At 70.0% G+C, this 14,890-nt stretch carries 13 protein-coding genes and 2 pseudogenes; 6 read left to right on the forward strand and 9 right to left on the reverse strand.

The window, feature by feature from the left end; all coding sequences use genetic code 11:
* Positions 1 to 25 precede the first annotated feature (25 nt).
* On the reverse strand, positions 26 to 931 hold the full coding sequence (locus tag MKK49_RS21025) for an SDR family oxidoreductase (protein ID WP_244031815.1): 906 nt from the start codon (positions 929 to 931) through the stop codon (positions 26 to 28).
* Between the two features lie 403 nt (positions 932 to 1,334).
* Between MKK49_RS21025 and pal the strand changes: the two genes are divergently transcribed.
* The 5 genes from pal to glmM all read left to right on the forward strand — a co-directional run bounded on the left by pal (position 1,335) and on the right by glmM (position 7,604).
* Positions 1,335 to 1,853, forward strand: a complete 519-nt coding sequence (pal, locus tag MKK49_RS21030) for a peptidoglycan-associated lipoprotein Pal (protein ID WP_244031816.1) — start codon at positions 1,335 to 1,337, stop codon at positions 1,851 to 1,853.
* 135 nt (positions 1,854 to 1,988) lie between these two features.
* Entirely contained in the window at positions 1,989 to 2,921 is a 933-nt protein-coding gene (gene ybgF, locus MKK49_RS21035) for a tol-pal system protein YbgF (RefSeq protein ID WP_244031817.1), read from the forward strand.
* Positions 2,918 to 4,030: a tRNA lysidine(34) synthetase TilS gene (gene tilS / locus MKK49_RS21040; RefSeq protein ID WP_244031818.1), complete on the forward strand. Its 1,113-nt coding sequence runs from the start codon at positions 2,918 to 2,920 to the stop codon at positions 4,028 to 4,030. Before ybgF ends, tilS begins: the two co-directional genes overlap by 4 nt.
* 49 nt (positions 4,031 to 4,079) lie before the next feature.
* Positions 4,080 to 6,002, forward strand: coding sequence for an ATP-dependent zinc metalloprotease FtsH (gene ftsH, locus MKK49_RS21045; RefSeq protein ID WP_244031819.1), 1,923 nt, complete (start codon positions 4,080 to 4,082; stop codon positions 6,000 to 6,002).
* A 258-nt stretch (positions 6,003 to 6,260) separates the two neighbouring features.
* Positions 6,261 to 7,604 (forward strand): phosphoglucosamine mutase, encoded by a 1,344-nt coding sequence (glmM, locus tag MKK49_RS21050; RefSeq protein WP_244031821.1) that lies wholly within the window; start codon positions 6,261 to 6,263, stop codon positions 7,602 to 7,604.
* Positions 7,605 to 7,821: 217 nt separating this feature from the next.
* Here glmM and moaD read toward each other — a convergent pair whose 3' ends face one another.
* The 6 genes and pseudogenes from moaD to MKK49_RS21080 all read right to left on the reverse strand — a co-directional run bounded on the left by moaD (position 7,822) and on the right by MKK49_RS21080 (position 12,723).
* Entirely contained in the window at positions 7,822 to 8,073 is a 252-nt protein-coding gene (gene moaD, locus MKK49_RS21055; protein ID WP_244031823.1) for a molybdopterin converting factor subunit 1, read from the reverse strand.
* Positions 8,074 to 8,084: 11 nt separating this feature from the next.
* The gene (gene pgsA / locus MKK49_RS21060) at positions 8,085 to 8,684 is read right to left on the reverse strand and encodes a CDP-diacylglycerol--glycerol-3-phosphate 3-phosphatidyltransferase (RefSeq protein WP_244031844.1); all 600 of its coding nucleotides are present in this window, start codon (positions 8,682 to 8,684) and stop codon (positions 8,085 to 8,087) included.
* Positions 8,685 to 8,753: 69 nt separating this feature from the next.
* On the reverse strand, positions 8,754 to 10,796 hold the full coding sequence (gene uvrC, locus MKK49_RS21065; RefSeq protein ID WP_244031824.1) for an excinuclease ABC subunit UvrC: 2,043 nt from the start codon (positions 10,794 to 10,796) through the stop codon (positions 8,754 to 8,756).
* A 109-nt stretch (positions 10,797 to 10,905) separates the two neighbouring features.
* Positions 10,906 to 11,403 (reverse strand): YfbK domain-containing protein, encoded by a 498-nt coding sequence (locus MKK49_RS21070; protein WP_313899194.1) that lies wholly within the window; start codon positions 11,401 to 11,403, stop codon positions 10,906 to 10,908.
* Positions 11,404 to 11,569: 166 nt separating this feature from the next.
* A pseudogene (locus MKK49_RS21075) lies at positions 11,570 to 11,860 on the reverse strand (RNA polymerase sigma factor); the annotation flags it as partial.
* 128 nt (positions 11,861 to 11,988) lie between these two features.
* Positions 11,989 to 12,723 (reverse strand): protein phosphatase CheZ, encoded by a 735-nt coding sequence (locus MKK49_RS21080; RefSeq protein WP_244031825.1) that lies wholly within the window; start codon positions 12,721 to 12,723, stop codon positions 11,989 to 11,991.
* Between the two features lie 241 nt (positions 12,724 to 12,964).
* Here MKK49_RS21080 and MKK49_RS21085 point away from each other — a divergent pair, with 241 nt between their 5' ends.
* Positions 12,965 to 13,747, forward strand: a complete 783-nt coding sequence (locus MKK49_RS21085; protein WP_244031826.1) for a L,D-transpeptidase — start codon at positions 12,965 to 12,967, stop codon at positions 13,745 to 13,747.
* An 89-nt stretch (positions 13,748 to 13,836) separates the two neighbouring features.
* Here MKK49_RS21085 and MKK49_RS21090 read toward each other — a convergent pair whose 3' ends face one another.
* Together MKK49_RS21090 and MKK49_RS21095 are read right to left on the reverse strand one after the other, a co-directional pair.
* Positions 13,837 to 14,550, reverse strand: a complete 714-nt coding sequence (locus MKK49_RS21090) for a DUF2076 domain-containing protein (RefSeq protein WP_244031827.1) — start codon at positions 14,548 to 14,550, stop codon at positions 13,837 to 13,839.
* A 226-nt stretch (positions 14,551 to 14,776) separates the two neighbouring features.
* Positions 14,777 to 14,890 (reverse strand): annotated as a pseudogene (locus MKK49_RS21095) (porin family protein); the annotation flags it as partial.

Below are 14,890 nucleotides of genomic sequence, written 5' to 3' on the forward strand. Positions count from 1 at the left end.
GCGCCCGCCTTCCGCAGCGGATCGCCTAGGCGGTTCCGTTGCCGCCGGTGGCGCCGTAGACTTCGCCCGTGACGAAGCTCGCCTCCTGGGAGGCCAGGAAGACGTAGACCGGCGCGAGCTCGACCGGCTGTCCTGGCCGGCCCAGCGGCACCTCGGAACCGAACGTCTCGACCGCCTCCTGCGGCTGGCCGCCCGACGGCTGCAGCGCGGTCCAGAACGGCCCGGGCGCCACCGCATTCACGCGGATGCCCTTCGCGATCGCCTGCTTCGCCAGCGCCTTCGAGAACGCGATGATGCCGGCCTTGGTGGTCGCGTAATCGACCAGGATCTTGGGCGGGTTGTAGGCGACGACGGACGCCGTGTTGATGATGGACGCACCGGCCGGAAGCAGGGGCATCGCCGCCTTGGTGATCCAGAACATCGCGTAGAGGTTGGTCTTCAGCGTCAGGTCGAACTGCTCGTCCGTGATGTCGCCGATGTCCGTCTGATTCGTCTGCTTGCCGGCGTTGTTTACGAGGATGTCGAGACCGCCGAGTTCGACCACGGCCTTGTGGACGAGCGTCTCGCAGAACGCCTTGTCGGTGATGTCGCCCGGCAGCAGGACCGCCTTGCGGCCTTCCGCCTCGATGAGCCTTGCGACCTCATGCGCGTCGGGCATCTCGGCCTCGACGAAGCTCAGGGCGACGTCGGCCCCCTCGCGGGCGAACGCGATGGCGGCGGCGCGGCCGATGCCGCTGTCGGCACCGGTCACCAGGGCCTTCCGGCCCGCCAGGCGACCATATCCCCTGTAGCTGGTCTCGCCGTGATCGGGCTTCGGGTCCATCGCCCCGGCAAGGCCGGGCGCCGCCTGCGGCTGACGCCTGAACGGGGGCTGCGGGTACTGGGTGCGGGGGTCCTGCATCGTCAGGCGATGGTCGGCCGCGTCCGTCATGTGTCTTGTCCTCGGGTTCGGCATCAGGTCCGGGCGGCGGCGGCGCCTCCATCGAGGATGCGGCGATGCCCGGTGCCTATCGCAACGTCTCTCCCACCCGGGGGGTTCGAACGGTCGTCCGCTCAAGGCCGACCGTTGCGGCGAAGCGACAGGGATCCCCGAAAGGCCGTGCGGGGCCACGCCGTCCCGGCGCCGCCGTATTGTCCGACGAGGATCGCCGCATCGGCAAAGGGGTGCGGGCGCGCACCTCGCCGGCCGCGAATCGATGATGGAAACGCGCCGTCAAGGTTGACGGAACCTTCGCTTAACCCGACCGGCTTAGACAGACGAACCTGAAGACGCCGCGCGAGCCACCCGCATCGGACCGCGCCGGCCGCAGGTACCGTCCGAGGAGAACAGGACCATGGTCACGATCGCGCGCTCCCGCGTGCTTAGCCTCGCGGCGGCGCTCTGCGCCGCGCTCAGCGTCGCAGCCTGCAGCAACGATAAGGATCTCGCCGACGCCTCCGGCTTCGGCGCAGGGGGCGCCTACGGTGCGGGCGCCAACACGCCCGGCAGCGCCCAGGACTTCGTAGTCAATATCGGCGACCGGGTGTTCTTCGAATCCGACTCGACGGACCTGACGCCCACGGCGACGGCGACCCTCGACAAGCAGGCGAGCTGGCTGCAGCGCTACCCGCGCTACACCTTCCTCATCGAGGGGCATGCCGACGAGCGCGGCACCCGCGAGTACAACTTCTCCCTCGGCGCCCGCCGCGCCCAGGCGGTGAACGATTATCTCGCTTCGCGCGGCATCGCCTCGGGCCGCATCCGCACGGTGTCCTACGGCAAGGAGCGGCCCGTGGCCGTGTGCAACGACATCTCGTGCTGGTCGCAGAACCGCCGCGCCGTCACCGTCCTTGACCGCGGCGCCGGCTCCTGATCCACCGGACGGGTTCGGCACGAACGCCGGGCCCACCGGAGGAGCCTTCCTTTTGCCGCGATGCGGGACACCTGTTATGGGGCGGAAGGCCGCTGCGGCGGCCTTCTCGGGATACGTTCACCGGTGCCGATCGCCATGCTCCGTCGCCTCCTCCTCACCACCTGCCTGATGGTCGCAACCCTGGCGCCGGCGGCGGCCCAGGACGGGTCCGATTTCGTCGTGCGGCTCAACCGGCTCGAGAACCAGTCGCGCCAGCAGGCGGGGCAGATCGAGACGCTGCAGTACGAGAATCGCCAACTCAAGGAGCAGTTGCGGAAGTTCCAGGAGGATGTCGAGTTCCGCCTGCAGGAGGCGAAGGGCGGCCGCGGCGCGGCCTCCCCGAGCGGCAACCCGGCGCCGCAGAAACCGGCGAAACGCAGCGACGCCTTCGATCCCGACCAGAATCCCGGCCGGCCGGGTGCGCCGATGCAACTCGGCACCACGACCCCGACGCCCCCCGTGGCCGAAGCGCCCCGCGCCCGCACGGTGCCGCCGACGGTGGTCGAGGCCGACGACGAGGAGACCGGCCTGTCGGCCCCCGGCTTCGGCGGCCCCGTCGATCTGACGCCGCCGTCGCGCGTGCCGACCACGGGCGCCATCGCAGCCCCGACCCGCCCCGGCATCGCGGCCACCGCCACGGGCGACGCCCGCGCCGATTACGAATCGGCCTACGCCTACATTCTCCAGCGCCAGTACGAGCAAGCCGAGATGGGCCTGCGCCAGTTCATCCAGTCCCACCCGCGCGACGGTCTCGTGCCGGCGGCGACCTACTGGCTCGGCGAGAGCTACCTCCAGCGCAACCGCAACCGGGAAGCCGCCGAGCAGTTCCTGAAGGTGTCGACGGATTACGCCCGCTCGCCCCAGGCGCCGGACGCGATGCTGAAGCTCGGCACCTCCCTCAACGCCTTGGGCGCCCGCGAGCAGGCCTGCGCGACGCTCGCCGAACTCGAGCGCAAGTTCCCCGGCGCCGCGCCCTCCGTGCGCCAGGGCGTGACCCGAGAGCAGAAGCGCGCCCGCTGCGCGGCGTGACCGCACCGGAACTCGACCCCGCCGCCATCGAGGCGGCGCTCATCCCCTACGTCGCCCCCGCGCTGTCCCATGGCGGCGTGGTGCTGGCCGTCTCGGGCGGACCCGATTCGACGGCCCTGATGCGCGCCGCCTCACGGGCCGGGCCGACGGTCCCCCTCCACGTCGTCACCGTCGATCATCGCCTGCGCACCGCCTCGGTTACCGAGGCCGGGACGGTGGCCGCGATGGCTCGGCATCTCGGCCTGCGGCATGACATCCTCCCTTGGACCGGCGCGAAGCCGGCGAACGGCCTCCAGGCGGCGGCCCGCGCGGTCCGCTACGCGCTGCTGGGACGCTATGCGGAAGACGTTGGCGCCCAGTGGGTGCTGACCGGGCACACCCGCGACGATCAGGCCGAAACCGTCTTGATGCGCCTGCTCGCGGGCAGCGGCCCGGCGGGCCTGGCCGGCATGCGGACCGAGCGCGCCCTCGTCGGCGGCGTCCGCCTCGGACGGCCGTTCCTCGGGCTGCCGAAGGCCGGCCTCGTCGCCTATTGCGCGGCGCAGGGACTTGTCCCCATCCAAGATCCGACGAATCTCAGCCCGCGCTTCGCACGCGCCCGCCTGCGCCGCCTGCTGCCGGATCTCGCCGAGGAAGGCCTGACCGACGCCCGCCTGTGCCGCCTCGCCGCGCGCTGCGCCCGCGACGACGATGCCCTCGGGCAGGCGGCGGCGGCGGCCTACGCCGCGGCGCGCCGCGCGGCCGACGATCCGATCCTGATCCGCCTCGACGGCCCGACCCTGGCTGCCGTGCCGGACGCGATCCTCATCCGCGTCGTCGCCAGGGCGCTGGGTGAGGCGGCGTGTCCCGGCGCCGCCGCCCCGCGCCTGGAGAAGATCGAGGCGCTGGTCCTCACCGCCCTGCGCCCGGCGCTCGATACCCGCACGCCCCTGCGCCGGACGCTCGGCGGATGTCTCGTCTCCCTGACGCGGGGGCGGGGCCTGACCCTGGCCCCAGCCCCCGCCCGTACCGGACGCGCCCCGCGCGGGGACGGCCTTGCCGCAGGCGCGCGCGATTTACTTGGCAAGGGAGACGGGGCTGCCTACATTGGCCCGGAGTGTCCGGACTGATAACCGCCCATTCGCGCCGCGGGCCCGGATGCCCCCCAGGGATTGATCGATGAACCCGAACTTCCGCAATTTCGCCTTGTGGGTCGTCATCTTCCTGCTCGTGCTCGCCCTCGTGACCCTGTTCCAGAATCCGGGACATCGCGGTGGCGGCTCCGAGATCGCCTACAGCCAGCTCCTGAACGATGCCGATGCCGGCAAGATTCAGACGGTGGTGATCTCCGGGCAGGACGTGAGCGGCACCTATGTCGGCGGCGGCAACTTCTCCTCCTACGCACCGAACGATCCGGGCCTGGTCTCCAAGCTCCAGAGCAAGGGTGTCCAGATCACCGCCCGTCCGCCTTCGGACAACACGCCGTGGTTCATCCAGCTCCTCGTCAGCTGGCTGCCGATCCTCGTGTTCATCGGCGCGTGGATCTTCCTCAGCCGCCAGATGCAGTCGGGTGCCGGGCGCGCCATGGGCTTCGGGAAGTCGAAGGCCAAGCTCCTCACCGAGGCCTCGGGCCGCGTGAGCTTCGACGACGTCGCCGGCGTCGAGGAAGCCAAGGAGGACCTGCAGGAGATCGTGGAGTTCCTGCGCGATCCGCAGAAGTTCCAGCGCCTCGGCGGCCGCATTCCGCGCGGCGTGCTCCTCGTCGGCCCCCCCGGCACGGGTAAGACCCTCATCGCCCGGGCCGTGGCCGGTGAGGCCAACGTGCCGTTCTTCACGATTTCCGGATCGGACTTCGTCGAGATGTTCGTCGGCGTCGGCGCGAGCCGCGTCCGCGACATGTTCGAGCAGGCCAAGAAGAACGCCCCCTGCATCATCTTCATCGACGAGATCGACGCGGTCGGCCGCCATCGCGGCGCCGGCTTAGGGGGCGGCAACGACGAGCGCGAGCAGACCCTCAATCAGCTTCTCGTCGAGATGGACGGCTTCGAGGCCAACGAGGGCGTGATCATCATCGCGGCCACCAACCGGCCCGACGTGCTCGACCCCGCGCTGCTGCGTCCGGGCCGGTTCGATCGCCAGATCATGGTGCCGAACCCGGACGTCGTCGGCCGCGAGCGCATCCTGCGCGTCCACGTCCGCAAGGTGCCCCTGGCGCCGGACGTCGACCTCAAGGTGATCGCGCGCGGTACCCCCGGCTTCTCGGGCGCCGACCTGATGAACCTCGTCAACGAATCCGCCCTGCTCGCGGCGCGGCGCGGAAAGCGCATCGTCACGATGCACGAGTTCGAGGACGCCAAGGACAAGGTGATGATGGGCGCCGAGCGGCGCACCCTGGTCATGACCGAGGACGAGAAGCGCCTCACCGCCTACCACGAGGGCGGCCACGCCATCGTCGCCTTCAACGTGCCGGCCACCGATCCCGTCCACAAGGCGACGATCATTCCGCGCGGCCGGGCGCTGGGCATGGTCATGCAGCTGCCCGAGCGCGACAAGCTCTCGATGAGCTTCGAGCAGATGACCTCGCGCCTCGCCATCATGATGGGCGGCCGCATCGCCGAGGAGATGACCTTCGGCGCCGACAAGGTGACGTCCGGCGCCCAGTCCGACATCGAGCAGGCTACGCGTCTGGCCCGCATGATGGTGACCCGCTGGGGCTTCAGCCCCGAGCTCGGCACCGTCGCGTACGGCGAGAACAACGACGAGGTCTTCCTCGGCATGTCCATGGGCCGTCAGCAGACGGTGTCCGAGGCGACCGCCCAGAAGATCGACGCCGAGGTCCGCCGCCTCGTCGAGACCGGCCTGCAGGAGGCCCGCCGCATCCTCGGCGAGCACAAGCACGATCTGGAAGCCCTGGCCCAGGGGCTGCTCGAGTACGAGACCCTGTCGGGTGACGAGATCCGCAATCTCATCGCCGGCAAACCGCCGGTGCGGGATTCCGGTGACGGTCCGTCGAACACGGTGCGGGGCTCGTCGGTCCCGTCCGCCGGACGCGGGCGACCGCGCGAGACCGATGGTGGCCTGGAGCCGCAGCCCCAGGCCTGACGATCCCTCAGAACCAAGGCGACGATTCCGTGAGCCCGCCCCCCGGCGGGCTCACGCATATCCGGGATCCGTTAACCGCCTCGGACTTTTCGGACAGCCATGGATCGGGCCGCCCGCCGTTCTCAACCGGGCCTTCAGGGTCGCGGCACCAAGCTCCGCTCGACCGGCGTCCAGCAGGATGCCTTCGTGAGATGGGCCAGGACCGCCCTGCATCAGACAATTGCCATCGCATCAGCTCAAGGACGGATCGCGAAACCCATGTCGCGCAAGTATTTCGGAACCGACGGCATCCGCGGCCGTGCCAACGGCGTCATCACGCCGGAGCTCGCCCTGAAGGTCGGGCAGGCAGCGGGCCTCATCTTCCAGCGCGGCGACCACCGCCACCGCGTGGTCATCGGCAAGGACACCCGCCTGTCCGGCTACATGATCGAGACGGCCCTCATCGCCGGCTTCACCTCCGTCGGCATGGACGTGCTCCAGCTCGGGCCGATGCCGACGCCGGCGGTGGCCATGCTCACCCGCTCCATGCGGGCCGATATCGGCGTCATGATCTCGGCCTCGCACAACCCGTTCGAGGATAACGGCATCAAGCTGTTCGGACCGGATGGGTTCAAGCTCAGCGACGAAGTCGAGCGCGAGATCGAGGCTCTCATCGACGGCGAGCTGCACAAGCGCCTCTCCGGTTCGCGCGACCTCGGCCGGGCCAAGCGCATCGAGAGCGTGCATGCCCGCTACATCGAGTTCGCCAAGCGCTCGCTCCCGCGCAACGTCACCCTCGACGGCCTGCGCATCGTGGTCGATTGCGCCAACGGCGCGGCCTATCGCGTCGCGCCCGAGACCCTGTGGGAGCTCGGCGCCGAGGTGATCGCCATCGGCGTCGAGCCGGACGGCTTCAACATCAACAAGGATGTCGGCTCGACGGCGCCGGCGGCGCTCGCCGCCAAGGTTCGCGAGTTGCGCGCCGACATCGGCATCGCCCTCGACGGCGACGCCGACCGCGTCCTCATCGTCGACGAGAAGGGCCAGTCCGTCGACGGCGACCAGCTCATGGCCGTCGTCGCCCGCTCATGGCAGGAGGACGACCGCCTGACCCAGCCGGGGCTGGTGGCGACGATCATGTCCAACCTCGGCCTCGAGCGCTACCTCGGGGGCATCGGCCTGTCGCTCGCCCGCACGGCGGTGGGTGACCGCTACGTCCTCGAGCACATGCGCGAGCACGGCTACAACCTCGGCGGCGAGCAATCCGGCCACATCATCATGTCGGACTACGCCACCACCGGCGACGGCCTCGTCGCCGCCCTCCAGCTCCTCAGCGTGGTCAAGCGCTCGGACCGGCCCGTGAGCGAGGTGTGCCACTGCTTCGACCCGCTGCCGCAGATCCTGCGCAACGTCCGCTACCGCGCCGGCGAACCGCTGCGGGCGGATGCCGTCGTCACCGCCATCGCGCAGGCGCGCGAACGCCTCGGCAATGGCGGCCGCCTCGTGATCCGCGCGTCGGGCACCGAGCCGGTGATCCGCGTGATGGCCGAGGGCGACGACCGCACTCTGGTGTCGGACGTGGTCGATACGGTGGTGGATGCCGTGGCCAAGGCCGCCGCCTGATCGACCTTCGGATATCCGGCGGTTTTCCGGCGTCGCACGGCGCCGGCCGGTCCTGGGAGGCAGGGCGCTTACCGACGATGACGGGGGCGCCTCCGTCCCGCCCTCTCGAGCAGAGGGGAGGCGGCGGCCGGGCGCGCGCTCATCGACAGCCGGACGATTGCCCGTTTCCGACGGAGGAAAACCCCGGCGCCGCCCGGTCCTCCGTGTCGAGGAAAGCTCAGCCGCCGGTCATCGGCGGGAAGAACGCGATCTCGGTGGCGCCGGCCAGGGACGCGTCGGGCTTGGCGTGGACACGATCGATCGCCACCCGCACCACGCCGTCGCCCTCGAACGCGTAGGCGTATTCCTCGCCCCGGCCACGCAGCCAGCGCAGGAGATCCGCGACGGTGGCGAGGCCTGCGGGCAGATCCACCACCTCGTCGGCCTTGCCGACGCGCTCGCGCACCCAGGCGAAATAGACGAGTTTCATGTGACGGTCTCTCAGCGCGGGTCGTCGATGACGTGCTTGATGCCCGCCCGCATGTAGTCCCAGCCGGTGTAGAGCGTGAGCGCCGCGGCGATCCACAGCAGATAGGTCCCGGTCTGAACGGTTCCGGGCAGGATCGTCTCGCCGGCGGGACCCGCCACGAGGAAGCCGATGGCGACGAGCTGCAGGGTGGTCTTCCACTTGGCGACCCGGCTCACGGGCACGCCCACCTTCAGCTCGGCCAGATACTCGCGCAGGCCCGAGACGAGGATCTCGCGGCACAGGATCACGATGGCGGCCCACAGGGTCCAGCCGTGGATGGTGGTGTCGGCGGCGAGCATGAGGAGGCAGGCGGCCACCAGCAGCTTGTCGGCGATGGGATCGAGCATGCGGCCGAGCGCCGAGGACTGGTCGTAGGTCCGCGCCACGTAGCCGTCGAGGTAATCGGTGATGGCGGCCAGGATGTAGACGCCGAGGGCCGCGAAGCGGGCGGTGTGCTCGACGGGCCAGTACAGCAGGGCGACGACGATGGGCACGGCGACGAGCCGCCCGTAGGTCAGGCAGTTCGCGAGCGTCCAGGCCGGCGAACGGCGGCGGGTGAGGGTCGGCTCCATCGGCGCGGTGAAACCATGGGGCGGGGTGGGGGTCAACCGCTGGGTCTCGCTCATGATGGGACGGCGCCCTCAGGCCTGGGCGTGGAAGAAGTCGTAGACGGCGCGCGCCGTGGCGGCGTTGACGCCGGGCGTCTTCGCCAGATCCTCGACGGCCGCCCGCTGGATCGCCTTCACGGTGCCGAAATGGTGCAGGAGCGCACGCTTGCGCGTCGGGCCGATGCCGGCGATCTCGTCGAGCGGGTTGGTGAGCATCTCGCGCTTGCGCTTGGCCCGGTGGGTGCCGATGGCGAAGCGATGCGCCTCGTCGCGCAGACGCTGGACGAAGTACAGGGTGGGATCGCGCGGCGGCAGCTTGAACGGCGGGCGGCCCGGCACGAAGAAGGTCTCGCGGCCGGCGTCGCGGTCGCGCCCCTTGGCGATGCCGACGAGGGCGACGTCGGTGACGCCCATCTCCTCGAGGGCCGTGCGGGCGGCGTCGAGCTGGCCCTTGCCGCCGTCGATGAGGACGAGGTCGGGCCAGGCCGGCAGGGTCTCGGTATCGACCTCCGGCGGTGGTACCATTCCGATCTCGCCCGCCTCCTCCGCCGCGACCGCCGCCTGGGCGGGGGTGCGCGGGTTCTCCTTCACGAGGCGCTTGAAGCGCCGCTGCAGCACCTCGCGCATCATCCCGTAATCGTCGCCCGGGGTCAGCTCCTCGGACTTGATGTTGAAGGTGCGGTAATGGGTCTTGGCGAAGCCCGTCGGCCCGGCGACGATCATGCCGCCCACCGCGTTCGTGCCCATGATGTGCGAGTTGTCGTAGACCTCGATCCGGCGCGGCGCGGCCGGCAGCCCGAACGACTGCCCCAGCGCCACCAGCAGCTTGCCCTGCGAGGCGGTGTCGGCGAGGCGCCGGCCCAAGGCCTCCTTGGCGTTGCGCTGGGCGTACTCGACGAGGTTCTTGCGCTCGCCGCGCTGGGGCAGGTGGATGTCGACCCGGTACTCCGTGCGGCTGGAGAGCGCGGCGGCGAGCAGTTCGGCGTCCTCGATGACGTGGGAGACGAGGACGAGGCGCGGGGCCGGCTTGTCGTCGTAGAACTGGCCCATGAACGAGGCCAGCACCTCGTCGGCCGTCATGGTGCGGTCGGCTTTGGGGAAGTAGGCCCGGTTGCCCCAGTTCTGGAAGTTGCGGAAGAAGAACACCTCGATGCAGAACTGCCCGGCCTGCTCGTCGAGGGCGAACACGTCCGCCTCCTCGACCCCTTGCGTGTTGACCCCTTGCGTCCCCTGGATCGCCGACAGGGCCGAGATCCGGTCGCGAAAGCGCGCCGCACGCTCGAACTCCATCACCTCTGAGGCCGCCTGCATCTCCTCGCGCATGCGGTCCTTCACGGCGTTGGACTTGCCGGCGAGGAACGCCTTGGCGTTGTCGGCGAGCGTTTGGTACTCGGGCAGGGCGATCTCGCCCGTGCACGGGCCGGCGCAGCGCTTGATCTGGTAGAGCAGGCACGGCCGGGTGCGGTTCTCGTAGTAGCTGTCCGTGCAGGTCCGCAGGAGGAACGCGCGCTGGAGGGCGTTGACCGTGCGGTTGACCGCCCAGACGTTGGCGAAGGGCCCGTAATAGCTGCCCTTGCGGCGACGCGCGCCGCGATGCTTGACGATCTGCGGCGCTTCGGAATCGGCCGTGACCAGGATGTAGGGGAACGACTTGTCGTCCCGCATCAGCACGTTGAAGCGCGGCTTCAACTGCTTGATGAGGTTGGCCTCGAGCAGCAGGGCCTCGGTCTCGGTGGCGGTGGTGACGAACTCCATCGCCGCCGTCTGCGAGATCATCCGGGCGATGCGATTGGAATGCGCCTGGCCCCGGGCGTAGGAGCCGACCCGGGCCTTCAGGTTCTTGGCCTTGCCGACGTAGAGCACGTCGCCCTTGTGGTCGAACATCCGGTAGACGCCCGGGCCCGACGGCAGGGTGGTCCAGAACCGGCGGATGATCTCCGTGCCGGCCTTGACTGCGCCTTCCTCGAAATCGAAATCGATCTCGGGGGCATCGTCGGCCTGTTCGAGGGACCCGTCGGCGTCCTCGCGCTCATCGAAGGTATCCGGAGGCAGGTCTTTCGCGGGCTGGCGGCTCATGGGTAGGATTTAAGCCGCGAGACCGGGCGGGGGAAGGGGTTCGGCGCCCGATCCCACCACCTCGCGAAGCACACCTCACGTGCCCGACCACGCCCCCTGGGGACGAGGATCACGGCGATCCCAGCCCCTGCGCGGTCTTGGCCGCCCGAACCAGCTGGACGAACTCGGCGCGGTAACCGAACGGGTCCTCGCCCTTGGCCGCGGACGCCATCCGCGCCACGTCGTCGAGGCGGAGCGTTCCGGTATACGGGCAGCCCTTGAGCAATTCGCCGAAGGCGGCGACGGACGTGGCGAACCGCGCTTCCTGCGGGGCATCCTCGAACCGGGCATTCTCGCGGGTGCGATCGATGGGCGTGGTCATCAGCGAACTCGCCTCGGCCTCCGGCAGCTCGTAGCGGATCCCCACATGAGCGTACTCGCCCGCCACTCCGGATGATGCGTCCGCCGGCACTGTGCCGTAGCGCAGATCCGGGTTCAGGCGCGGGCCGCCCACGGGCACGATGTCGTAGAGGGCCGTGACGCTCCGGCCGGAGCCGACGTCGCCGGCATCGACCTTGTCGTTGGAAAAGTCCTCCCGGGCCAGCAGACGGCTCTCGTAAAGGAGGATCGAAGCGGGCGATTTCGCTGGCGAGCCACGCGCGGCGGTAGAGGTCGCGCCCGTCCGGCGGAGCCGCCAGGCCGACCAGGACCGTGAGACCGTTCTTCAGAGTGGCGAGGGTGGCGCGCCGACGATGGTGATCGCGGCAGGCGTTGACGACGATGCCGTACAGCCACGTGGTGAAGCGCGCCTTGGCCTTGAAGCCGGCGAGCTTGGTCGCGAGCGTGCAGCAGACGTCCTGCGCGATGTCGTCCGCGTCATGGCTCGATCCCGTCAGACGCCACGCGATCCCGTGGATGCGATCGGAGTGCCGCCGCAACAGCGTCTCGAAGGCGGCGCGTTCGCCCGACCCCGCCGCGACCGCGAGGGCATCCGGTTCGGTCAAACGATGCCGCCGAGCTTCGCCCGGGAAGGCCGCGTCGGCATCGCATCCTCCCGCTTCGCGTGCGGCGACATGGTGGAGCATCCCCGGTCTCGCGTCTCGGCCTCTTCATAGGGTGAGACGCGCGGGATCGGAGTTTCCTTGGACGTGTCTCCGATCGAAATCCGACGCGGACGGGCATCGGGGCCTTGCGCGGCCCCCCGAGGGGGCGATCAGTCGAACAGCGCGTCGATGTCGCCCTGATCGACGTGGCCGTCGTCCCCGGCGAGCTTCGGACCGTTGAGGAGCGAACTCTCGTCCTCGATGTCGATCTTGCCGCCGCTGACGCCCAGGATCTCGCTGAACGTGTCGAGGCCGCCCCAGGCGTCGATCATCCGGTCGAGGTGCTCCTCGATGAACTTGAGCACGCCGACGATCTTGTTGATGCGCTGGCCGGTGAGGTCCTGGAAGTTGCAGGCCTCGAAGGCGATGACCACGCGCTCGAGGATGGCGTCGATGTTCTCGCGGCCCGCCATGGTGGTGGTCATGGCGCGCAGCATGCTCGCGTTGGTCTCGATTTCCTCGATGGCCCCCAGGATAGTGCTCGTGGCCTGCTCGGTGGAATCGACCACGGCGTCGAGTTCGCCCGCCACCCGGCGCATGCCCTTGCCGGTGTTCTCCGAGCGGTAGAGGGTGGCGATCTCCTGCTTGGTGCGGGTGATGGCATCCTTCATGATGTCGAGCTCGGAGCGCATGGCGAAGGCCTCGCTCAGCTCGCGCCGGCACGCCTCGACGGTCTCGACGGTGCTGGTCTGGGTGACGCGCCGCAGGTCCTGGATCGCCGACAGGATTTCTTCGAGACGGGCGTTGTTCAGGGTCACGGCCTCGGAGGACACGGCCGCCTCCGGAACCGGTGCGCTCGCGGCGAGGCCGAGGCTGTCTTCGATGCGGTAGCGTTTGGTGGTCATCGGTGAGATCAAGCCCGCCAGAGGTCAGCGGTGAGACCATCCGCCAAACTGGTTGCCATTTCTTGAATGCCGCAACGATTGGGCAACCTTTACCGCGCGTTCACGCTGAATCCGCACGGCCCCCGTCGCGGCCCGGTTTCGTGAAGGATTCACCACGTTCCTTCACCGGACGCGGACCCTCCGACGACGATCCTCGCCCGGACGAGACCCCAACGGGTCGCAGGTGTCGGGAGAAGAGATCATGCGGTTCGAATGGTGCGTGGCCATGGCCGGCCTCGCGATGGTGCTGGGCGGCGGGGCCGCCCAGGCGCAGGCGGGTCCGGGCCGTTACGGCGGCGGATTCATCGAGTTCCTGATGAGCGATGCCCCCCCGTCGGGTCCGGTGCGGGCGCTCGGCCGCCCCGACGGTGCCGCGCCGCGCCGCCTCTCGTCGGGGGACCGCGTCCCCGAGGCGATGCCGCAGGCCCCCGCCGACGTCGCGCCCACCCGGATGCGCCTCGCGGCCCTGCCGCAGGCGGACGAGCGGGTGCCGGTCGCGACCTCTGCGAGGCCCGGGGCGGAGACCATCGCCCGCACGCCCGACCCGCGCTTCGCGCGCCAGGTCGTAGACTACGACGGCGGCCGGCGGCCTGGCACCATCGTGGTCGATACGCCGACGAAGTTCCTCTACCTCGTCCAGCCCGGCGGCAAGGCGATCCGCTACGGCATCGGCGTCGGGCGGCCGGGCTTCGCCTGGTCTGGCCTCAAGTCCATCAGCCAGAAGCGCGAATGGCCGGATTGGACCCCGCCCTCCGAGATGATCCGGCGGCGTCCCGACCTGCCGCGCCACATGGCCGGCGGCCCCGGCAATCCCTTGGGAGCGCGCGCCCTCTACCTCGGCTCGTCGCTCTACCGCATCCACGGCACCAACGAGCCGCATACCATCGGCCAGTCGGTCTCGTCGGGCTGCATCCGGATGATGAACGAGGACGTCATCGACCTCTACGAACGCACCCCCGTGGGCACGCGCGTCGAAGTGCTCTGAAACGAAGAAGGACCGGTTCCGCAGGGCGCGGAGCCGGTCCTTCGCATTCCAATTCCGCCCGGCCGTCCGAGGACGGCCGGGCCTTGAGATCACACCCAATCGTCGTCGCCGCCGCCGCCGAGGTCGCCGCCGAAATCATCGCCCGGATCGCCGCCGAACGACGCATCCTGGAAATCGTTGCCGCCACCGAGCGCCGATCCGAGGTCGGAATCCCCGCCCGCCGCCGCACCCGCCGCCGGAAGTCCCGCCGCAGCGGCGCTTCCGAGGGACGAGTGACCGCCCGCGAAGGCGTTCGACAGGGCGCTGCCCAGCAGCATGCCGCCCGCCGCACCGGCCGCCATCGGCAGGGCGGTCGCCATGAAGCCGCCTCCGCGCGCCGGCGCCTGCTGCTGGCCACCCCACGGGCCGCCCTGCTGCGGGCCGCCATAGCCCGGCTGCTGGCCGTAACCGGGCTGCTGCTGACCGTAGCCCGGCTGGGGCTGGCCCTGGTTGCCCCAGGCCTGACCCGCCGGACGCTGCGGCTCCTGGCGCTGGGACCCGCCGCCGAAGATGCTCGACAGGAAGCCGCCGCCGCCCTGAGGCTGCTGCTGACCGGCCTGCTTCGCTTGCTCGAGCTGCTGGTTCAGGCTCTTGATCGCCTCTTCCTGCACGTAGATGAGCTGCGCCATCGCGTAGGGCGCGTAGGGCTGGGCGCGCAGCTTCTCGGCAATGAAGCGCTCGGCCTCCAGATCGCGGGGCTGGCTCGCGGCCTGCTCCAGACGCTGGAAAATACCACCGATGACGTCGCGTTCTTCGCTGTTCATGGAGTCGTCCTCCTCAAGCCAAGCCGGCGGCGCCGTCACCGCCCGGGCGGTTCACAGATGGGGGATGCCATCGGCTTTTGTCAGGGGCTCAACGCAAACTCCGCGGTTCGGGATGCATCGATTCGTCCCGGGCCGTCACCGGAACGCGAAAAAGCCCGGCCTTCCGGCCGGGCTTCTCGTAAGGTCGTGGAGCCGGTGGCGCCCGGTGAGGGGCGCCGGCCGGGTCCTAGTACGAGCCGAACTTGTAGTTCAGGCCGGCGCGGACGACGGCGAACTCGGTGTCGCGGACCTGACGGCCACCGCTGGCCAGGACGACGCCCGGGCTGTTGGTGAAGATGGT

The sequence above is a fragment of the Methylobacterium sp. J-090 genome, from assembly GCF_022829345.1.
In the GTDB taxonomy this organism is placed as follows: Bacteria; Pseudomonadota; Alphaproteobacteria; order Rhizobiales; family Beijerinckiaceae; genus Methylobacterium.